Raw genomic sequence first — 22,001 nt, 5'->3', positions numbered from 1 at the left:
ATCATATGAGATATTGCACGTCCCGTATATAAGTTAATCCCATTAAAAATCCGGGAGAATTCCCCAGGCCATCCCGGGAAACCCAAAGCCCTTGATTCAAGGGCCATACAGGATTTTTTACACCTGTTACAACCTTTTACCCCGGGTGGTAAAACAGATTTAGCTCATATCCATCCGTCGCCCGGGGGTAAAAAGTCATATCCTTCGGCGACCATGGAAATACACCCGGCTGCCTGCCTGCCCGCGCCCCCTGCCCCACGCGGGCCCGGATATTCCTGTGGACCTTTGGCCCGTGCCTGCACTATGATGTGCGCAACGAATGAACCACCTGCGGGGAGAATTATGCCGTTTATCGCCGATCTTCATATCCACTCAAAGTATTCCCGAGCCACCTCACGGGACCTGGACCTTGAAACCCTTTACCGCCATGCTCGCCTGAAAGGCATTGATCTTCTGGGCACCGGAGATTTCACCCATCCGGCCTGGATGGCTGAAATCGAGGAGAAACTTGTCCCCACGGACAGCGGCCTCTTCACCCTGAGGCCCGATTTGATTGAGGCCTCTGCCCAGGGGCTGCCGGGCACCATCTCAGGGGGGCTCCACTACATGCTCTCCTCAGAGATCAGCTGCATCTACAAAAAAGACGGGGCCACCCGGAAAAACCACAACCTCGTCTTCTTTCCGAGCATCGACTCGGCCAAAGCCTTCAACAAAAAACTCTCCGCCATCGGCAACATCACCTCCGACGGCCGCCCCATCCTTGGCCTTGATGCACGGGACCTTCTGGAGATTGTCCTGGAGACCGATGCCAACGGGGTGCTCATCCCCGCCCACATCTGGACGCCCTGGTTCTCCATGCTTGGCTCGAAATCCGGTTTTGACTCCGTATCAGCCTGTTTCGGGGATTTAAGTGACCATATCTTTGCAGGGGAAACCGGCCTCTCCTCGGATCCCCCCATGAACCGCCGCGTCTCCATGCTGGACGGGATCACCCTCATCTCCAACTCCGATGCCCATTCGCCTGCCAAGCTGGCCCGTGAGGCCAACATCTTTACGACGGAACGCGCCTACGACGCCATCTTCCATGCCCTGAAAGCCGAAGGGAACCCCGGCTTCGAAGGGACCCTGGAGTTTTTCCCGGAAGAGGGCAAGTACCACATGGACGGTCACCGCAAATGCGGGGTCAGCCTGGAGCCCAACGAATCACTGGCCCTGGGAGACCTGTGTCCGGTGTGCGGAAAACCCCTTACCTTAGGTGTCCTGCACCGGGTCCTGGCCCTTGCCGACCGGTCCGAAGAGGCGGCCTCAGCCGTGGCCCCCCGGCACCCCGGATTTGAGAGCCTGATCCCCCTGGAAGAAATTCTCTCGGAGATCTTTTCCGTGGGTCCGAAGTCTAAAAAGGTACAGACCCAGCTCGCCGGTCTGGTCACCAAACTGGGCCCGGAGCTTGCCATCCTCCGGGACCGCTCCCGGGAGGAGCTCTCTTCGGCCGGAATCCCCCTGCTCGGCGAAGCGATCACGCGGGTCAGGCAGCGCGAGGTGGTCCTCGAAGGGGGATACGACGGAGAATACGGTGTCGTCAAAGTCTTTTCCGAAGACGACAAGGCGGAACTTCCCGGCCAGACCCTTCTTTTTCAGGTTCCCAAGGCACCGCCTGCTGATCGTATCAGTGAACCAAAGGCCGAAGACAAGCCCATCCCCCCGGCGGTAAAAAAAAACGAAAAAAAGAATGAGTCCCCCGCCACACCGGCAAAGGGCCTCAACGCCCTGCAGGAGGAGGCTGTCCATCACCCTCCGAGCCCTCTTCTCATCGTGGCAGGCCCGGGAACGGGAAAAACCCACACCATTACCCGGCGCATCGCACGGCTGGTTGAAACCGGTATCGACCCGGACGCCATCCTTGCCATTACCTTTACCAACCGCGCCGCACGGGAGATGGCCGAACGGCTTGAAGGGCTCGTCGGCCAGCGGATTCCCCTGGCCTGCACCTTCCACGCCCTGGCCCTGGACCTTTTAAGCCACAGGGAAAAGGACCCCATCGCCATCGCCGATGATGCGGCGAGAAAACGCCTGCTCAAGGAGACCCTGCTTGTTTCCCTGTCGGCAGAAGAGCGCAAAGCCATGCGCCCCGGCCATCTCAGCCGTCTCATCGAACGGGCCCGGCAGCTGCTCATCGCCCCGGATGACGACCTGTCCAGGGTCACGGAGATCCATGCCGATCTGTTCAGGCGATGCTACAGCGCCTACGAGCAGCTCCTGAAACGAAACGGGCTCCTGGATTTTGAAGGACTGATTTTCAGACTGGTCCGGGCCCTGGAATCGGACCCGGCCTTTCAGGAAGAACTTACCACCCGGTTTGCGCACATCTTCATCGATGAATACCAGGACCTGAACCACGCCCAGTACCGACTCACGCAGCTGCTGGCCCCGGCGGGCCATGCCATCTGCGTCATCGGCGACCCGGACCAGGCCATTTACGGATTCCGAGGCTCCTCGGCCCACTACTTCCACCGCTTTGTCTCCGACCAGCCGGAGGCCACCCGCATCACCCTGACCCGAAACTATCGTTCCAGCAAAACCATTCTGGCGGCATCAGGGAGTGTTCTGGGCGACAAGGAGAAGGTCGTCTCCGATATCGACGGGGCAAAACATATCACCATCCTGCCCTGCCGGAGCGGCGAGGAGGAAGCCGTGGCCATCGGAAAACAGGTGGAACAACTCATCGGGGGCATCGGGTTCCACTCCATGGATTTCGGCGGAGCCGTCGACAATGCCGTGGACCTTAGTTTCGGCGATATGGCCGTGCTCACACGCACCCATGCCCACGGTGTGGAGATCGCCTCACGGCTCTCGGCGGCCGGAATCCCCTGTGCCGTCACGGCCAAAAGCGGGCCCTTCGACCATCCTGTTATGCACCGGTTCGTTGCCACCTTAAAACTTGCCACAGGCTGCGGCAGCCTCATGGACCTTGAGGCCGGTCTTCCCCTACTCTCAGGCAAAACCGTGACTTTTCCCCTTTACCCCCCCGTCTCCAACGACGGGCAGCAGCTGGGAATCGCCGATCTCATCGCCAACCCCTATCTGCTCAGCGATACCTGGTGCAGTGATCGGGAGACGATGCTGGCCGTTCTCGGAGCCATCCTGAAACTTCGGATGGCATGCGGAACCGACGCGCCTGCGACGCAGATCCACTGCCTGCTGGAAAAATTGTCCGATGTCACCCGGAGCATGCAGGAAGACGAGACCCTCGCCGATGCCATGCAATCCTTTTTGGGCCAGGCCGAGGCCTTCGGAACCCGGGGCACCACAGCCAAATTCCTCGCCCAGGCCGCCCTGGCAACGGAACAGGACACCCTGGCCATGAAAGCCGAAAAAGTGAGCATCCTCACCCTTCACGCGTCCAAGGGCCTTGAATTCCCGGTGGTCTTCATTGCAGGCTGCGAGGCGGGGAACCTGCCCTTTGAGCCCGCCTACGGAGACCCTGCCGACCTTGATGAGGAGCGCCGCCTCTTTTATGTGGCCATGACGCGGGCCAAGGAGCGCCTCTTTCTCACCCACGCGGCCAAACGCCTCCGCTTTGGAGAACCCGTGGAATGCGCTCCCTCACCCTACCTCTCCGACATCGAAGAACACCTGAAGCAGAGCAAAAAACGCAGCATCGCGCCCGCAAAAGCCCAGGGCCCGGTGCAGATGTCCCTGTTTTGATACCGCCCTGCCCTTAGCAGAAAATAAAAAAGCCGGGCCCCCCTTTGCAAAGGGAGGCCCGGCTTTGAATACGCAGGGATAACACATTTTTCAGATGAGCCTACACTTCGGCAAGGTCCTTGAAAATCGATCTCGCATTATCGATATCGGTTTCAATCTGCTGAGAGAGTTCGTCAATACCGGAGAATTTCTGCTCGTCCCGCAGTTTCTGGATCATGTTGACCCTGATGGTCTCCCCGTAGATATCACCGGAAAAATCGAGGATATGGACCTCCACCGTAAAGATGTGGTCGTCAAAGGTGGGGCTGTAACCGATGTTGGCCACGCCCTGAAAGCGTCCCAGGCTGCAGAAGACGGTAACCGCGTATACGCCCGTGGCCGGGCAAAGCTCATCGTTCAAGTTGATATTGGCCGTGGGAAAGCCCAGGAGCTTCCCCCCCCGGTCCCGGCCGGAAACCACTTTTCCCCGGACCTGATAAAACCGGCCCAGAAGTTCCGGAGCCCGGTGCACCTCACCCCGGCTGATGATCTCCCGGATTCGGGTGCTGCTGATACGCTTCTCGCCCAGGTTCACCCACTCCGGGGTGATGACATCGAAATCCATCTCTTCGCCAAACCGTTTCATCAGGGCAATATCCCCTTCCCGTTTGCGTCCGAAATAATAGTCGTTTCCGACAATAATGGCTTTCATCCCAAGCTTGCCGATCAGAAGATCCGTCACGAAACGCCGAGCATCAATGGTGGAAAATTCTTTGGTGAAAGGCACCGTCACCAGCGCATCCACGCCGCAGGCCTCAATCAGCTCCGCCTTCTGTTCATGGATTGTGATAAGCGGCGGGTGATCGCCGTTGCAGAGAACCCGCTTCGGATGGGGTTCAAAGGTGACGGCCACACTCCGGCCACCTATCTGGGCGGCTTTGGTAACGGCCGATGCAAGAAGCGTCTGGTGCCCCTTGTGAACCCCGTCAAAGTTACCGATGGTGATCACACTATTCTGAAAGGGATGCTCGATTCCCTCGAATCCTTCGTATAATTCCATGATATTTCAGCATATCTCCATTTTTCAACTTGACTGCGTATAAAAAGGAATTTATAAAATCTTTTGATGTTAAAATCAATGTTTTTCCCAACTCCTTTTTCATGGGCCTTTTTTGCAAAAAAGGCTTGATCATGCCGAAAGGCGCTGCTATAACGCTCTCACAAATTGCCGAAGTGGTGGAATTGGTAGACGCGCTGGTTTCAGGGACCAGTGGGCGCAAGCCCGTGGGAGTTCGAGTCTCCCCTTCGGCACCAGTTTGAAGACAAAAGCCTCTGCTTGATAAAGCAGGGGCTTTTTTGTTTTCGGCCCGCAGGCCCCGCCGGAGACATCCTTCAAAAGGGCCCGCCACACCCCCCTCCGGGTAACGCGCCAATCTCAAAAGCCATCCGAATCCCTGGGCTCACGGCAGCAAAAAAAGTCTGCCCGACCGCACGAAAAGGCTTGATTGGCGGACAAAGCACTGCTATAACGCTCTCACAAATTGCCGAAGTGGTGGAATTGGTAGACGCGCTAGTTTCAGGGACTAGTGAGAGCAATCTCGTGGGAGTTCGAGTCTCCCCTTCGGCACCAGACAGACTTCAAGAGCCTCTGCATCACCATGCAGGGGCTTTTTTGTTTGCACCTTCCGCACCTTTGCCTTGCATAAAAAATCGGATGCGATTGCGCGATATTTGCAGTTTGCCGTCCGAGATAAAGTCATGTATATTTGGTAAATCCTATCTGGTTCGTCATTTTTAATCCCTTGAGACCTGCGCACCTTAGACCGCCAACCCCGCTCCCATGCAATGAACGCGCCTTTACGCCAAGGACAAGACAACACAAATGACAGCACCTTCACCAAAGATCGGCCAGCAATTCAACCTGTTTTCCGGACTGGGAAGAACCCTTGTCAGCGGCTTCCTGCTGTTTGCCCTGATTCCCCTGACACTTGTGAGCTTTATCGGCTACGAAAAAGCCCACCGAAGCCTGAAGGCCTCCACCCAGAATGCCCTTGAAATCGCAGCTGAAATGAAAACACAGGAAATCAGCACGTATTTCAATCACATGCTTGCCGAACTTTTGTTTGAATCCGAGACCCTTGCCAATATCCAATTGCTTGAGGCGATGCTCGAGGCGTTCCACACGTCCGAAAAACCACTGGAGGGCTTCGTTACCTCGACGTCGTGGTCCGCCATCAGCGGTCCCCTTGCCGAAAACCTGCGCCACGTAAAAAATACCTTCAACTATCACGATGTCTTTCTCATCAGCACGACCGGAGATATCCTCTATACCGTCACCGGTGAATCGGACCTCGGCACCAACCTTCTTACCGGTCCGTATAAATCCACCAAGCTCGCCATGTCGTTTCGAACAAGCATGGAAACCGGAGCCATCGTTTTTTCGGACTATGAACGTTACGAGCCATCCGGAAACCGTGTCACCGGTTTTTTCACCGCCCCTGTCAGGAACAGCAGGGCAGAACGCATCGGATGCATCACGTTTCAATTTTTTATCGACCCCATCAATGCCATCATGCAAAAGGAAACAGGCCTTGGCAAGCAGTCTGAAGCCTTTCTTGTGGGCTCTGATTTAACGTTACGATCCAATTCCGTATTAGACAAAGGCAAAAGCCTGATCAAAGAAAAAATCCTGACAGCCCAGACCGCCTCACTTATCGAAAACCACAATGACAGCGCCTCCAACAGCACCATAAAACATGATGCAATGATCTATAAAAGCCATACCGGCAAACAGGTTCTGGGCATCCACCGCAGCTTCCAGATTCAGGGCGTCGATTTCGGGGTCATCGCTGAAATCGATGAAAAAGAGGCTTTTTCTGGCGTTTATGAGCTGCGCCGCCTTATGCTGTTTTTGATGGGCATCACCGCGGTTTTCGTGGTTCTTTTCGCCGTTATCAACGTCAGGCGCATCGCAGGCCCGGTGGTTCAGCTCTCAACGGCGGCCAAACAGATAGAGGACGGAGATTACACTCAAACCATTCATATCCCGGTAAAAAACGAAATCGGAGAACTGGCGGACTCGTTCAACACCATGGTGGATTCCCTTAGAAAAAACAGGGAGACAAATCGCCAGACGGAGTGGTTCCAAAAAGGCCAGATGTCCCTCACCACCGAAATGCGAGGGCTCCAGACGCTTCCCGAACTCTGCCGCGGAATCATCACCTTCCTGGCCACATACCTGGAAATGGACATCGGCGCCCTCTACATTGCCGATGCCAACAACGACCTGAGACTCTCCGGCAGCTATGCATACGCCCCGGCAAACTCCCCCGTACAGGAGTTCCAGCCCGGGCAGGGACTGGTGGGACAGGCCGCACTGGATAAAAAACGAATCGTGCTCAACCGCATACCCGACGACGGCATGAGAATCCAGACCGGTCTGGGCGACATATCCCCCCACGCCATGCTGGTCACCCCCTTTGTCCACGACGAGAACGTCATCGGCGTCACAGTCCTGGGAACCCTGGGCCATTTTTCCAACAACGTCCTTGAGTTCATCGACCTTGTCTCCGACCACATCGCCGTCTCCGTTCACACCCTCCAGTCCCACATCACGGTTCAAAACCTCCTGGACCAGACCCAGGCCCAGACAAAGGAGCTCGGACTCCGCCAGGAAGAGCTCCGCCAATCCAACGAGATGCTCAGCAACCAGTCGGCAAAACTCAAAGAACAAAAAGACAGGGTAAACAAAAAAAACAAAGAGCTTGAAGCCGTTCAAAAAGAGCTTGAGCAAAAGGCAAAAGACCTGGAGGTCACCTCAAAATACAAATCGGAATTCCTGGCCAACATGAGCCATGAAATCAGAACCCCCATGAACGGCGTCATCGGCATGACGGGCCTCCTGCTGGATACCCGCCTCACCGGGGAGCAGCGTCGCTACGCCGAAACCGTCCGTACCAGCGGAGAATCCCTCCTGTGCCTGATCAATGACATCCTCGATTTCTCCAAAATCGAAGCGGGCAAACTGGAAATGGAACTCCTGGACTTTGACCTGAACTCCCTCATGGGCGATTTCGGGGAATTGATGGCCCTTAAAGCCCATGAAAAGGGGCTGGAATTTATCTGTGCGAGCACACCCGAAACCCCCTCCTTTCTAAAAGGGGACCCGGGCCGCGTGCGCCAGGTACTTATCAACCTCACGGGCAATGCCATCAAGTTCACACACGAAGGGGAAGTGGAAGTGCGCGCGGTCCTGGACTCACAAACCGACACCACCGCCATGATTCGTTTTACGGTGCGGGATACCGGAATCGGCATCCCTGAAGAGAAACAGCAATCCCTTTTTGAGCAGTTCACCCAAGTGGATGCGTCCACCACGCGTAAATACGGGGGAACGGGCCTCGGCCTTGCCATATCGAAACAGCTGACAGAAGCCATGGGCGGAGAAATCGGGATTCACTCCGAGCCGGAGAAAGGAACGGAATTCTGGTTTACGATCCAGTTTACCAAGCAACCGCACCAGAAACGACCGCAACTGCCCTCCACAGACATTCAAGGCACACGAATCCTTGTGGTGGACGACAACAAAACCAACCGGGATATTCTTCGCATTCAACTGACCACGTGGGGGATGTCTCCGGATGAGGTTCCGGACGGCGAAACAGCCTTGAAGCGGCTGAAAGAGGCCGTTGACAAGGGCACACCTTATCAACTGGCCATTCTTGACATGCAGATGCCTGAAATGGACGGGGAGATGCTCGGCAAGGCCATCCGATCGGATCCCGTGTTTTCCGGGACACGCCTGATGATGATGACCTCCCTGGGTGAACGGGGCGACAGACAACGGCTGTCGGCCATCGGATTCTCAGCTTACCTGACCAAACCCGTTCGCCAGTCCGACCTGTTCGACAGCCTGGTCACTGTGCTGGCGGGAAACAAAGACAACACATGGAGGCCTGTCATGACCCGTCCCGCAATCCAGGAGATGAAAACCGAAAACGGGCGTATTCTCTTAGCCGAAGACAACGCCATCAACCAGAGGGTGGGCATTGGCATCTTGAAAAAACTGGGCCTTCGCGCCGATGCCGTGGCCAACGGAAAAGAAGCGGTCGAGGCCCTTGCCTCCATCCCCTATGACCTGGTGCTCATGGACTGCCAGATGCCTGAAATGGACGGGTTCGATGCCACAAAAAAAATTCGCAGTTCCAACTCAACCGCACTGAACCGCGCCATCCCCATTATCGCCCTGACGGCCAATACCATGGCGGGCGATCGCGAAAAATGCCTGAACGCGGGCATGAACGACTTTATCTCAAAGCCCTTCTCTCCCCGTGATCTCTCCGAAGTCCTCAGCAAGTGGCTTCCGGGGGACGTCTAAAGACCGATGCCAACCACATGGAACATAAAAGCATGCCCCAGGCGGCGAGGTGTGCCGTCTTGAAAGCGTATTGCCGCTATGCTTTCCCCCTCATGCCGCCCACCGTCTTTCATCGGAGTCCTCCGATGCCTCTCGCTCCTTGCCATCGGCCACCGCCCTGCCGCTTACCAAAATAAGCCTGAGCCCCAGAAAGAGACCGGATACGGTCAATCCCGCCATGAGGCTGATCCAGAACCCGCGAGCCCCCATGGCCGGCACCAGCACATCGGTCATGGACAGGGTGTAGCCAAGGGGCAGAGTGATGACCCAATAGGCCGTAAAGGTCAGAAAAAAGGTAACCTTGGCATCTTTATAGCCCCTCAGGGCTCCCTGGGAGGTGATCATGATGGAATCGGAGACCTGGTACAATGCGGCAAAGAAGAGAAGATCCACAGCCACGGCCATGACATCGGGATCCCGGGTATAGATCGCCACGATGCCATCGGCAAAAAAGAGGGTCATGCTCACGGTTACAAGTGACGCAACCATGGCCATAAGGCAACCGGTAAAGCAGGCAAAGCGCGCCCCTTCGGGGTCACCTGCGCCGATGGCATGACCGGCCCGGATGGTAAGGGCCATGCCGATGCTCAGCGGAATGGAAAACACCAGGCCGGAATAATTCAGGGTGATCTGGTGGCCTCCCACGACAACGGGACCCAGGACGCCCAGAAAAAGAGTAATGCAGGCAAATATGCTGCACTCCATAAAGATGGTCCCCCCAATGGGAAGCCCCAACCTCAGGAGTTCACCCATCCCCGGCACAGACGGGAGACTGAACTCTGCAAAGGGCGCTCCTTCCCTGCAGGTGGAACTGAGGGTGGTATAAAGGAGCATCAGCAGAAAAAACAGCCAGAAGGTGAGCCCGCTGGCCCATCCGCACCCCGCCCCGCCCAGGGCGGGCATCCCGAATTTTCCATAAATCAGGATGTCGTTGGCCACATAATTAAATGGCACCGTCAGCAGGGAAATCACCATCTGGGGCTTGGTCCGCCCGATGCCCTCCGCATACGATTTCAGCACAAAGTAGCAGGCGATGGCCGGAAAGCCGAAGGAGATTCCTTCAAGATACCCTTTGACGATGGGGACCACCTCATCGGTGAGCCCCATCCAGGCCAGTACTGGATCCATATGCCGGATGCCCACAAACAGAAGGGCGGAAAAAAGCAGGGCCAGCCACAACGCCTGGCGAACCACACTGCCCGACTCACCTTTTCGCCCCCCTCCCGTCAACTGCGCCGTGATGGGGGTCACTGCCATCATCAACCCGCTCATGGCAATAATAAAGGGAAAACACAGGCTGCTCCCCACCGCAGCCCCGGCCAGGGCGTTGCTGCTGTAGTGCCCTGCCATCATGGTATCTATGAACCCGGCTGCCGCAACGGAAAGCTGGGAGAGTACGATAGGAAGGGCAAGCCTTGCGATGGATACGGCCTCAGCCTTTCGGCTTCTTGGCGCCCGATGAGAAATCGATGTGTGCGAAGGGATGGTCATAAATCACAGATGCTAAAAAAAAGTTACAGACAATAAAACACAAGGGCACAAAAAAAAACACCTTCCGCGGCAGAAGGTGTTTTGACTCAGGTACCGGCCGGAAAGGCCGGCGGATTACTTGAACGCAACCAGCGTAACAGCCAGTTTCTCCTCAAGGGATTTGATCTTCATAAGCTCGGCATCGCTCAGGATGCTCGGCTCCGGGTTCGAGCAGGAATAGGCCACAAGGGTTTTACCGAGTTCCTGCTCAAGCGCCTTGATGGCGTCAAGCTTTTGGTTGTCCAGCTTTGATGCATTACAAAACATAGCCCCTCCTTTGTGGTTGACATGGATATCCAATGATATCAAAACGGTTCCATGGATGTAAACAGCCAAGTACCCGCAGGGGCCCGGGATGCCCTTAATCGGACCCTTTTCCCGCCTCTCCGTCTTTGCGATGATGCGTTGCAAGGTCCTCCAGCTCTATCTGTATGGCCCGGGTGCTGATGGCTATCTCATACAACGACACCACAAGGGAGAGGACAAGAAGAAGCAGGCTGAAGCCAAAACTCACCTCGGCAACCAGATCCATCTTTATAAACAGGAAAAACATGGCCAGGGCGCAGAGGATAAAAGCAAACACGCCGAGCCCCTGCATCCACCTGATCAACGCGATTCGTTTTTTCAGGTTGTTGATCTGACGGTACACCATATCCCGTACCTGATCCCCCTCCCGGTCGTGGAGTTGCCGGATCAACTGCGCCAGGACAAGGAACCTGTTGGTATAGGCAAGAAAAAGCAGGGAGATGGCGGGGAACAACAGGGCGGGAGTGGTTAGATTCATTTGGAATCTCCGAAGGGATTTAAAGTCATGCACCGAGCGGTCCCCATGGTATCCATGGGAATAAAACGCGAAAGACCTCATCCCATGGGAGCGATCATCTGAAATCTGCCCCATGGAAAACCATTCCTGCACGCCCGGTTGGTTCGCCACTGCATATCCCCTGGTGCCCTTCAAATCAAGGATAATCCACTCTCTTTCAGGCCAATGACGGTTTTATCCCCTCCCCCCGCGCACTGCAACCCAACCCGCATATTTCTCATAGGCCGGGGGACATAACGCCTCTGGCCCTTTGTGCATGCCTTCGTTCCTTCCCCCCCAGATGGGCTTGCGCTCCCCTTGCCTCGACGGCCAGCCTCAAGGAGGCTTCAACTTTATATCAAGCCAGTTACGGCCCAAAAGCATGCCGGCAAACCCTGAAAAAAAATCTGAAACGCTCGGTTCATTTCCCTTGCCACCCTTCTAATGGGTTCAATACTTTAAAAAAAATCAAAAAAAAGGCTTGACCTTTCCCGCGAGATCGTTGAGAATGCGCCTCAGTGTCTCAGGTGAGACTAAGTGCTTCGTTATTTAGGGGATATCCATTTAAAGAAGTGGCAGCACCTGAACTATCGAACAAAATTTAAATTATCTAAGTAAGTAAGGAAAAAGTCACTATGGCTAATGGAATCGTGAAGTGGTTTAATGACTCTAAAGGTTTTGGTTTTATCGAGCAGGAAAACGGACCCGATGTATTCGTACATCACTCAGGCATTAACGCCACCGGTTTCAAGTCCCTTGAAGAAGGTGCACGCGTTACTTTTGACATCGAGCAGGGCCAGAAAGGTCCCGCTGCAGTCAACGTAACTGTAGTATAGATTTCTAGGGCGCCTCGGCTTTTAAGTTGAGGCGCCCTTTTTGTATCTCACGTCCCCCCAGCACCACCCCCACCTTCCCTATCAAATCTTTTTTTTCTTGGTACTGAAAACCCAAGCAGTCCCCCTAATCATATATGTCAGCACAACGTTCGCACCTGAATAAGGTTCTGCATGGCATAAGGCACATTTTTCTTTTCTATGTCTCCGCTTCTCCTCCCTTCGAGCGACAGGCCCGAGGCGCGGACCAAGATGGTTCCAACGGCTCTGGACCCACGTTACGCTTTGGTTCTGGTGCATGGAATGCACCCTGCAGGCCCCGGCACTTCGGGAGGTATCGGTTTAATCCCACGTGGGCAACGCATCAGGAGCCCCCCCCCCACTGCAGCCATCGGTCACCCATCACACCGCATTGACACCCCTCCCTCAATCCGGCATAATAAGCCATTGAATTTTCACTGATCCTGCCGCAACCAAGCCCTTTACAATCCGTTCATTTCTCCCACGGCCCCGCACCTTAGCGCTGCAGGATCCATCCCATGTCTCCAATCCTATCCCGGACACAGGACAACACCATGACCGAATACCCACAAAACCCGTCCACGGTGTACTATTTCGGAACCTGCCTGTCGGACATGATTTACCCTGAAGCCGGCCTGGCGGGCATTCGCCTTCTCCAACGGGAAGGGGTGGAGGTAATCTACCCCAAAAAACAATCGTGCTGCGGCCAGCCCGCCTACAACTCCGGGTTTCCGGATGAGGCACGAGCCGTTGCCCTTGCCCAGGTCAAGGCCTTCTCAGCCAGCAACGCGCCCATTGTCGTGCCATCCGGATCCTGCGCAGGCATGATGCACATCCACTACCCACTTCTTTTTGAGAACGAACCCGAGTACTTCGAGGTCAAGCGCTTTTCCGAGCGCATTTTTGAACTCACCTCGTTCCTGCGCCACAGCCTCAAGGCCGCCTACACCGATAAAGGCCCCCCTGTCACCCTCACCTGGCACAGCTCCTGTCATGCAAGGCGTGAGATGGCCTGCACCGAAGACAGCAAAGCCCTCATCCGGCAACTGACCAACGTCACCCTGGTGGAACTTGCCAACGAACATGAATGCTGCGGATTCGGCGGCACCTTTTCCGTAAAGCGCCCGGAGATCTCGGCGGCCATGGTCAAAGACAAGGTCCGCGACATCCAGGAAACCGGCGCATCCGCCTATCTCACCGGAGACTGCGGCTGCATGATGAACATCAGCGGCCACATGGGAAAAGTGAAGCGCCCCGTTTCCGGGCACCATATTGCCGAATTCATATTGGAGCGAATCCATGGATAAACCCAGCGCACCCAACTTTCCCCGCAAGGCCGCACGGGCCCTTGCCGACACCCAGCTGCGGGACAACCTGCGGTTTGCAACCCAAAGCCTGAGGGAAAAGCGCATGGCTGTCTTTGACGACCCCGAGGCCACCGAAGCCCTTCGGGACACCGGCAGCCTCATCAAGGCCGGGGCCCTCACCCGGCTCCCCGAACTGTTGGAGATGCTTGAGCGTCACTGCTCCGAAAACGGCATCGTCGTGCATTGGGCGGAAACCACGGATGAGGCCAACCGCATTGTCTTGTCCATCATGGAAAAGCACGGCGCACGGAAGGTGGTGAAGGGCAAATCCATGGTCTCGGAGGAGATGCACTTCAACGCGTTTATGAAGGCCCACGGCAAAGAGGCCCTTGAAACCGACCTGGGTGAATTTATCATCCAGCTCAACAACGAACCGCCCTCCCACATCATTGTCCCGGCCATCCACAAAAACAGAAAACAGATCGGAAAAATATTTGCCGACAACATCCCGGGCACCACCTACACCGAAGACACGGACATTCTTCTGGCCACAGCCAGAAGGATTCTGAGGGAACACTACCGCACGGCGGACATCGGGCTTTCCGGGGTCAACTTTGCCGTGGCAGAAACCGGCACCCTCTGCCTGGTGGAAAACGAGGGAAACGGACGCATGTGCACAACGGTTCCCCCTGTGCATGTGGCCCTCATGGGCCTTGAAAAGGTGGTTGAAAAGCTTGAAGATGTTCCACCCCTGTACCGCCTTCTCTGCGGTTCCGCTACAGGGCAGCGCATCACCACCTATTTCAACATGATCAAGGGGCCGCGGAAAAAAGGAGAAAAAGACGGCCCCACCGAAGTGCACCTGGTCATCTTGGACAACGGCCGCTCGCGGATGCTCGCCGACCCCCAGCTCCGGCAAACCCTGCAATGCATCCGGTGCGGCACCTGCCTCAACCACTGCCCCGTTTACACGCGCATCGGAGGCCACGCTTACGAGGCCACATATCCCGGCCCCATCGGCTCCATCCTCATGCCCCAGATTGACGGACTGAAAACCAAAGGCGAGCTTGCATTCGCCTCATCCCTCTGCAACGCCTGCAGCGAGGTCTGCCCTGTAAAAATCCCCATCCCCGAACTGCTGCGGCGCATGCGAAACGAAAGTTACCTGAAGAAAGGCACCGGGGTCATCCCGGGACACGGGGCCAGGCGCAATCTGCTGGAGGGGTTGACATGGAAGGCATGGCGCTACTCACAAACCGTGCCCCTGCTCAATTGGGCAATGCTGAAAACCCTTGCAATCACGGGCCGCATCCTCCCCAGGGTCGGCCCCCTCAAAGCCTGGACCCGCATCCGGACAAAACCCGTGTTTGCCAAAGAGAGCCTCAAAGAGCTCACCCGACAGGAGGGAATACGCCATGAGTAGATCGTCCGCCAGAGCCCGGATTCTCTCACGTCTCTACAAAAACACCGAAACTGCCGCCTACACCCCCGAAGCAAAGCCGTGGAGCCCCCCCGCCCTCTCCCCTGCCAAACGCATCACCCGCTTTGTGGAGTTGATGGAAGCGATGCGGTCTGAGGTCTACCGCGTCAAGGATGATGAGTGGGCCCCGGCACTGCGAAAAATCCTTCGCACCCGGGAAATGGCGACCCTGGCCTACGGCAAAGGAACGTGGTGCGGGGATATCCTGGAAAAAAGCTGGAAGGAAAAAGCCCACCCCACGGACCTCATCCCCTGGACCCGTGACGTGGAGGAATTTCGCGACGAACTCTTCGGTATCAACGCCGGCATCACCACAACCATGGGAGGCATCGCCGAAGCCGCCGCCCTGATCCTCTGGCCTTCACCCCAGGAACCCCGTCTCCTCTCCCTGGTACCGCCGGTCCATATCGCCCTGGTCAAGGCCAAAGAGATCTACACGTCCTTTCCAGAGGCCATCAAAAAACTCAAGTGGGCACAAAAAGCCCCCACCAACAGCCTGCTCATCTCAGGCCCGTCCAAAACCGCAGACATCGAACTCATCCTGCAGTTCGGGGTTCACGGGCCAACGGACCTGATTGTCTTTGTTATTGAATAACGGCATGGGCCACCGCGCCTCAGTGCGGCACCCGTGATTTTACCCATCGCCCTGTCCGCCGAACAGAAAAGGGCCGCAGCATCATGATGCTGCGGCCCTTTTTTAATGACGGCTCAAAAAAATCACTTGCATGCGGCTTAAAAGGTATACACAAGCCCGGTGGATATCATGGTTGCGCCATCCATTCTGCCGCTGACATCAAAATATTCCACTTCTGCCCGGATGCCGAAGCTGCCAAGGTTGATGGCCGCCCCGATCCCACCGGCCACATCAAATCCATCGTCGCCGCCGTGCAGGAGATCGCCCCCTGAAAAATCCGCATCCCAGACAAAACCGCCCAGTTTGCCAAACACATCAACGGGCCCCAGCCCAAAGGTCAAAACCCCGAAAAGGTCAAAACCATCCAGTTCAACATCACCATTCCGGCCGTCGGTATCGCCATCGGGGTTGCCAAAGTTGACATAGCCCCCTTCAATTCCGAGGAGCCCCCATTTCAACCCGCCAAAGATCTTGTACCCCAGATCACTCTCTTCAAAGTCCCCTTTGCTGTTGTCATCAAAATCGAAGTCAGCACCGACTTCGGCATAGGCGAGACTTGCACCGATGAAAAAACCGTCGTCTCCCGCGAAAACAGACTGGGGCAAGGCAATGAGGGCAAGACACACCATGAACACGGCCACACAGATTCGCTGTTTCATCGTTTCCTTCTCCTTGTAAACATGCTGTTTTGGGTCTGATAAAAACATCCTGGCACTGGGCTCGCACCGATGACTCAGGGGCCTGAAAATAAATCACAGCACTCTCGGAGGACAGCAGGATAAAGGCCGGGCACTGATTTGACAGCGAGGATGACTATCTGCGACGGACGATGGATGTCCGTCACCGTGGATTCGGTCCAGGCCCTTTATCTCTATTCAAGAAGTGACGTTCCGAGAAACATCGGCACTCACGTACTGCGTTTCGATTCACAACATGACACGCCAACTGTTCCCTTTCATCATGCGCGTAATATAATGGTATGAAATAAGGCGGGATAACCCGTATAGCGATTACGTTTCCAACGCGTTTATAAGGACGGAGAATTGACTCACCGAACATACTACCACTAACACCATGTCATTCAAAGCACTTATACCCGCTCAACAATTTTTTACCCGCGATCCTGTGAAGGCGCAAGCCGCAGTGCCTTACCCGGGGATAAAATCCGGCGTCTTGACCTCCGTCATGCTCATGGCCTCCTCAGGACAGCCAACAGCACACTGGCCGCACCCCATGCATATGTCTAAATCAACGGTTGCAGCACATCCCTCTGGTATGGTGATCGCATTAAAATGACATCTCTCCATGCATGTTCCGCAGCCAGTGCAGGCATCCGCATCAACGTGCGCCTTATACCTGCTTGGGTCGCACAGGTTTACACCGTCTGATATCATCATGGAAAAAGACTGGCAGCAGCAACCACAGCAATTGCAAATGAAATGGGTCACATCCGACGTATTCATTGTCACATGAACCAAACCGGCTTCGGCACACGTGTTGATGATTTTATGCGCCTCACGTTTACTGATTTCATGCCCAGAGCCCCTTTCTATGGTGTACTCTGCTCCTCGGCCAACCTGGAGGCAGACCTCTATGGGCGCATCACACTTATGCATGCTCAGCCGGCAGGTGCATTTTGTAACGGCTATCTTTTCAGCGCCATCAATAATCTCCCTCAAACTTTCCGACGTCAGCACCCTGGCTTTTACCGGCTCAAGGGAGTGCTCAACGGGAATGACCCGGGTATAGGGCTTGGGAAGAAAGCCTGCAAGCAGGGGAGCAAGGGCGGGCCATTCCTTTTCCATGTAGCTTTCCCAACACCTAAGGAACTCACTCGTCGCTTCCGGCCACACGATGCTGGCATCATGAAACTGGGCAATATGCAGGGGGGCCCGCCAGGAGACCGGCTGACCCGGCTTTTCCTTTTTAAAGGCAAGTCCTTTTCTGAACATGTCCTCCAGGTCTTTTTCAATTTCACGTTCAGGTCGTTGAGTTCTTGATGCCAGGTCAGAAACAGTCCCCGGAAGTGCCACCAGAAGATCCGCCTGACCGTCGTCAATCATGCTTTTCAGAATTTTCGGTATATAGACTGAATCAGGATGCAGCATGTTAGCGGCAAATTGCCGGTAGGATGTGTGGTCTGCCATGTGAAGACTCCTTGGTCACGAATTGAACGGAGAGTTGAGGGGTGAATACCAAACCCCGTGTTACAAACGAATGAACAGACGACATGGGCATCGGGGCAGGATTGTCCCGCCCCCTGACATCACTTTTTCCTACCCGAAAATACGCCTCAGGAGTTTCTGTTTGGCCGGGGTGTAGGGCGCATACTTTAACGGCGGCTCAAGGTTCATGTTTTTTTCCATGATACTTTTGTAGTGGGTAAACTCTCTAAACCCGGCTTTCCCGTGATAACTCCCCGTGCCGCTGAACCCCACGCCCCCAAAGGGAAGGTTGCTGTTGGCCATGTGCATGAGTGAATCGTTGACGGCGCCACCACCGAAGGAAAGCTCCTTAAGGATCTTTCCTGTTCTGTTTTTTGATCGGGAGTAAACATAGCACGCCAAAGGCTTGGATCCATCTTTCACCCGTTGAATGGCATCGTCGAGGTCGGAAAAGGAGATGACAGGCAAAACCGGGCCGAAAATCTCATCTTCCATGATGCGGTCTTCGAAGGTCACCCCGTTCATGACGGTGGGGCTGATCAGCCTGGTGGCGCGGTCTACCTGGCCACCGTGATACACTTTTTCCGGTTCAATAAGGGCCGCCACCCGATCGAAGTTCCTTTCGTTTATCATCTGGACGTAGTTCTCCCTGAGGGTATCCCCCGTGCCATGATATGTCAGGATCTCCTTTTTCATCGCCTCAAGAAACGGGGCCTCAATGGAGGTTTCCACCAGCACATAGTCCGGTGCAACGCAGGTCTGCCCCGCATTCATGAACTTGGCCCATACGATTCGCCTGGCAGCCATGGAGATATCGCAGCCTGAAAGGACAAACGTCGGGCTCTTTCCACCGAGTTCGAGGGTTACCGGCGTCAAGTTCTTTGCCGCCTTCTGGTAAACAATTTTTCCCACCGGGGTACTGCCCGTAAAAAATATCTTGTCAAACCGGTTCTCAAGCAATTCAGAGGTCTCTTCGATCCCACCTTCCACAACATGGAAATAGTCCATGGGGAACGCCTCGTTGATGAGTGTCGCCATGGCCCGGGAGGTACGGCCAGAAAGCTCACTGGGTTTCAAAACCACCGTGTTCCCCGCTGCAAGGGAACTTATGGCCGGGATAAGGGACAGGTTGTAGGGGTAGTTCCATGCGCCGATCACAAGGGTGGTCCCAAGGGGTTCGGGCATGATGTAACTTTTGGATGGAAAACTCGCCAGACTGCCCAAGACCCTTTTGGGTTTGCTCCATGCGGGGATTTTTTTGATAAAAAGGTCAATTTCATGGTAGATCTGAGAAATTTCCGCAAGGTAGGTTTCAAACTCCGATTTACCGAAATCGTCAAAGATGGCCGTGTAGAGCATGGGCTCGTTGGCTTTCAGCAGCGCCTTTAATTTCCTCAACTGCTCGATTCGGAATCTCGGATCCTTTGTCGTGTTCCCGTTAAAAAAGTCTCTTTGACGTAAAACAATCTCTTTGGTTTCCATTGGTGCTCCCTGTTCAATAGATGATTCACGCAAATCAGCGTAAGCCAAAAGGAAAGGCAAGGTTTGTACCAGAAACAGGAATTACACTTAACAAGCCACAATAATACCAAATTCAGCCTTTCACACAAGGATTCAAAATACTTTAAGACAACAGGTGCTGACGATCCATCGCCAATCACGCCGCCCTCACTGACGATATATCGTCTCAACAACCAACAGCCGCCCCAACCCGAAAGCCACGATGAACAATCTTGAACGCTTATTGCGGAGGCCTTGCACGAGTAAAGCAACCGATGCCATACCATGCCCCATGGCTCTTAAACATGGGATGTACGGGCTGAAACAACCCACCCGGTGACCGAATCCAATCGTTTGACAGCAAGGCATCAAAGAAGATAATCTGACGTATTGATATGTAGAGGCCAAGCCAGTAAAAAGTAGCATGGTGCCCACATGAAGGCGCAGGGTATCAATGGTTTTTGCGCATTCAAACGCATGCATGAAGGGGTGCCATGACACGGAAAAAAACAAGGACAGGTACAGGTGGGGCATGTTTCCACAACGTGCTCGCCTTCCACAAACCACGGCCTTAACCCGGATATTTCACGAGTCGAGTGCCCTGCAAATCAGGGGTTCCCAAACCAGTGAAGGCAATAGAACCTCCATGAATCATGCGAAACACTTTGAAGTCTACAAACAAGCGGTAAACATTATCAGCAAAAATCTTGATATGAATATCGTTATCACAGACCTTTTCGTTTTTTTAAAAGATCATATCCATTTGGATGAACTGGCCCTCATCTATTATGATGTCCCTAAAAACAGGTTCCAGCGCCTTGGGCACGCTGTTTCACCGAATAAAAAAGCACACCTTCCGGAGCAGCTGGTCATCGACAATGCTGTCGGTTATATCGATACCGTCTTCAACGATGCCGAGTCCGTGATTGTCATCAATGACCCGGCTTTGGACCCACTGGCAACCGCCTATGCATTGCATACGGGAAAAAGCGAACGGTACATAGGCGTGCCCCTGGTCCATAACAAAGACCGTATCGGCGGGCTGGTGGCCACCCGAAGTGATGACATCCCATACGACAAAGCCGATAAAGCCCTCTTCGATCTGCTCAAGTCCCCACTGGCCCTGGCCATGTCCAACTGGATGAGACATCACAGACTCGTTGAGATCAACGACCAGTATCTCACCCAGAAACGCGAACTTGCCAACAAACTGCGGGGAGACTGTCAACATAAAGTCATTGGTGACAAAGGCGGTTTAAGGGAGGTCATGGGCAATGTCCAAAAAGTGGCGTCCCTGGACAGCTCCATCGTGATTACCGGGGAGACCGGTGTGGGCAAGGACGTCATTGCCAATGCGATCCACAACCTGTCCAACAGAAGGGAAAACCCATTTATCAAAATTGACTGCGGCACCATCCCCGAATCCCTCATTGAAAGCGAGTTGTTCGGCCATGAAAAGGGAGCTTTTACCGGCGCCCAGGCCAGGAAAATCGGGACCTTTGAAATCGCGGATAAGGGCACGGTTTTTCTTGATGAGATCGGGGAGCTCTCTTTGAGCGCCCAGGTAAAGCTCCTGCGCCTTTTGCAACACCGTGAAATCGTAAGGGTCGGGGGCCCTAAAGTGATTCCTCTTGATATACGGATTGTCTGCGCAACCCACCGCAATTTAGAGGAAATGGTGAAGGTGGGCTCATTCCGTCAGGACCTGTGGTACCGCCTGAATGTGTTTCCTCTCCATATTCCACCACTAAGGAAACGGAAACAGGATATACCTGACCTTGTTTCGTACCTGATCAAAAAAAAATCCCGGGAAATGAACCTTCCGGGCAGACCGGTGCCCAACAATTTTGATCTGCTTGCCCTTTCTGCATATGACTGGCCCGGCAATATCCGTGAACTGGAAAATGTGATAGAGCGATGGATGATTCTCGGCAGCGGTGCCGTCTCCTTTCAAAGTATATTAAACCCTGAAGCCCATACAGCTCCCTGCCCAGGAACTCTTTCCGCCCCATCTCGACTGGCTGTCGCGGGTTTCGAGAGCATAACCGCACCCGATCAAATCATGACGCTGAATCAACTGAATAAAGAATACATAGAGGCCGCTTTAAAAATCTGCAACCACCAGGTGGGGGGAGAAGGCGGAGCTGCGGCCCGACTCGGCCTCCCGAGAACGACCCTTGCGAGCAAAATGAAGAAATTAGGCATTGCCAGCTGTCGGACACACAAAGCCCCTCCCCAAATGCGCTAGGGACGGTACAAAAATAAAACAGACAAAAGCGATGCCTCCGGCGGCAAGGTGAGCCACCTTGAAAGCTGGTTACCGCTGCGCTTTAACCCTCGTTCCTCGGGTTAAATCACAGCGGCATTCATGTGTGGCGTGTATATTTATTTTTCACCTAACCCGGATATTTCACGAGTCGAGTGCACCCATATTCAAGGCATCAGAGCTGCAGATGTAGTTGTTTACCTCAAAGCTCTGATAACGCAGAAGATGGGTGCACTCGGCTCGCCCGAAGGGTGAGAAAATCGAGCAGAAAACCGTGAATTACATTTTGTATTTTACAAATGCCTTAATTTTTTCACAGTAACTACCTGCAATAACGCTTTATTGCCTTGGTTCAATCGTTTT

At 54.5% G+C, this 22,001-nt stretch carries 14 protein-coding genes and 2 tRNA genes; 9 read left to right on the top strand and 7 right to left on the bottom strand.

The window, feature by feature from the left end:
* Positions 1-342 precede the first annotated feature (342 nt).
* On the top strand, positions 343-3,705 hold the full coding sequence (locus BLQ12_RS20720; RefSeq protein ID WP_175469979.1) for a UvrD-helicase domain-containing protein: 3,363 nt from the start codon (positions 343-345) through the stop codon (positions 3,703-3,705).
* A 100-nt stretch (positions 3,706-3,805) separates the two neighbouring features.
* Here the strand turns inward: BLQ12_RS20720 and BLQ12_RS20715 are convergent, their stop codons facing one another.
* The gene (locus BLQ12_RS20715) at positions 3,806-4,744 is read right to left on the bottom strand and encodes a bifunctional riboflavin kinase/FAD synthetase (protein WP_092213697.1); all 939 of its coding nucleotides are present in this window, start codon (positions 4,742-4,744) and stop codon (positions 3,806-3,808) included.
* Between the two features lie 167 nt (positions 4,745-4,911).
* On the opposite strand from BLQ12_RS20715, the gene BLQ12_RS20710 reads away from it, so the two are divergent.
* From BLQ12_RS20710 to BLQ12_RS20700, 3 genes are all read left to right on the top strand, one after another.
* Positions 4,912-4,998, top strand: a tRNA-Leu gene (locus tag BLQ12_RS20710).
* Between the two features lie 229 nt (positions 4,999-5,227).
* Positions 5,228-5,314, top strand: a tRNA-Leu gene (locus tag BLQ12_RS20705).
* A gap of 252 nt (positions 5,315-5,566) precedes the next feature.
* Complete coding sequence (locus tag BLQ12_RS20700) at positions 5,567-9,061, top strand: response regulator (protein ID WP_092213695.1); 3,495 nt, start codon at positions 5,567-5,569, stop codon at positions 9,059-9,061.
* A gap of 90 nt (positions 9,062-9,151) precedes the next feature.
* On the opposite strand, the gene BLQ12_RS20695 is transcribed toward BLQ12_RS20700, so the two are convergent.
* The 3 genes from BLQ12_RS20695 to BLQ12_RS20685 form a co-directional block, all read right to left on the bottom strand.
* Positions 9,152-10,591: an MATE family efflux transporter gene (locus BLQ12_RS20695; RefSeq protein WP_092213693.1), complete on the bottom strand. Its 1,440-nt coding sequence runs from the start codon at positions 10,589-10,591 to the stop codon at positions 9,152-9,154.
* A gap of 114 nt (positions 10,592-10,705) precedes the next feature.
* On the bottom strand, positions 10,706-10,897 hold the full coding sequence (locus BLQ12_RS20690) for a hypothetical protein (protein WP_092213691.1): 192 nt from the start codon (positions 10,895-10,897) through the stop codon (positions 10,706-10,708).
* Between the two features lie 94 nt (positions 10,898-10,991).
* Entirely contained in the window at positions 10,992-11,414 is a 423-nt protein-coding gene (locus BLQ12_RS20685; RefSeq protein ID WP_092213689.1) for a DUF2721 domain-containing protein, read from the bottom strand.
* Positions 11,415-12,067: 653 nt separating this feature from the next.
* On the opposite strand from BLQ12_RS20685, the gene BLQ12_RS20680 reads away from it, so the two are divergent.
* The 4 genes from BLQ12_RS20680 (at position 12,068) to BLQ12_RS20665 (ending at position 15,668) form a co-directional block, all read left to right on the top strand.
* Positions 12,068-12,268 (top strand): cold-shock protein, encoded by a 201-nt coding sequence (locus BLQ12_RS20680; protein ID WP_092213687.1) that lies wholly within the window; start codon positions 12,068-12,070, stop codon positions 12,266-12,268.
* A gap of 572 nt (positions 12,269-12,840) precedes the next feature.
* Positions 12,841-13,593 carry a (Fe-S)-binding protein gene (locus BLQ12_RS20675; protein ID WP_092213685.1) on the top strand — a complete coding sequence of 251 codons (753 nt, stop codon included), beginning with the start codon at positions 12,841-12,843 and terminating at the stop codon, positions 13,591-13,593.
* Positions 13,586-15,016, top strand: a complete 1,431-nt coding sequence (locus BLQ12_RS20670; RefSeq protein WP_092213683.1) for a LutB/LldF family L-lactate oxidation iron-sulfur protein — start codon at positions 13,586-13,588, stop codon at positions 15,014-15,016. Before BLQ12_RS20675 ends, BLQ12_RS20670 begins: the two co-directional genes overlap by 8 nt.
* The gene (locus BLQ12_RS20665; protein WP_092213681.1) at positions 15,009-15,668 is read left to right on the top strand and encodes a LutC/YkgG family protein; all 660 of its coding nucleotides are present in this window, start codon (positions 15,009-15,011) and stop codon (positions 15,666-15,668) included. Before BLQ12_RS20670 ends, BLQ12_RS20665 begins: the two co-directional genes overlap by 8 nt.
* A 137-nt stretch (positions 15,669-15,805) precedes the next feature.
* Here BLQ12_RS20665 and BLQ12_RS20660 read toward each other — a convergent pair whose 3' ends face one another.
* The 3 genes from BLQ12_RS20660 to BLQ12_RS20650 form a co-directional block, all read right to left on the bottom strand.
* Positions 15,806-16,366, bottom strand: coding sequence for an outer membrane beta-barrel protein (locus tag BLQ12_RS20660; RefSeq protein WP_175469978.1), 561 nt, complete (start codon positions 16,364-16,366; stop codon positions 15,806-15,808).
* A gap of 489 nt (positions 16,367-16,855) precedes the next feature.
* Positions 16,856-17,854: a 4Fe-4S binding protein gene (locus tag BLQ12_RS20655; protein WP_092213677.1), complete on the bottom strand. Its 999-nt coding sequence runs from the start codon at positions 17,852-17,854 to the stop codon at positions 16,856-16,858.
* Positions 17,855-17,983: 129 nt separating this feature from the next.
* The gene (locus BLQ12_RS20650; protein WP_092213675.1) at positions 17,984-19,354 is read right to left on the bottom strand and encodes an aldehyde dehydrogenase; all 1,371 of its coding nucleotides are present in this window, start codon (positions 19,352-19,354) and stop codon (positions 17,984-17,986) included.
* A gap of 664 nt (positions 19,355-20,018) precedes the next feature.
* Here BLQ12_RS20650 and BLQ12_RS20645 point away from each other — a divergent pair.
* Positions 20,019-21,620, top strand: coding sequence for a sigma-54-dependent Fis family transcriptional regulator (locus BLQ12_RS20645; protein WP_175469977.1), 1,602 nt, complete (start codon positions 20,019-20,021; stop codon positions 21,618-21,620).
* Positions 21,621-22,001 lie beyond the last annotated feature (381 nt).

Source organism: Desulfoluna spongiiphila (assembly GCF_900101345.1).
In the GTDB taxonomy this organism is placed as follows: Bacteria; Desulfobacterota; Desulfobacteria; order Desulfobacterales; family Desulfolunaceae; genus Desulfoluna; species Desulfoluna spongiiphila.
The sequence above is the reverse complement of the archived record's forward strand: the minus strand, read 5'-3'. Positions and strand labels throughout refer to the sequence as shown.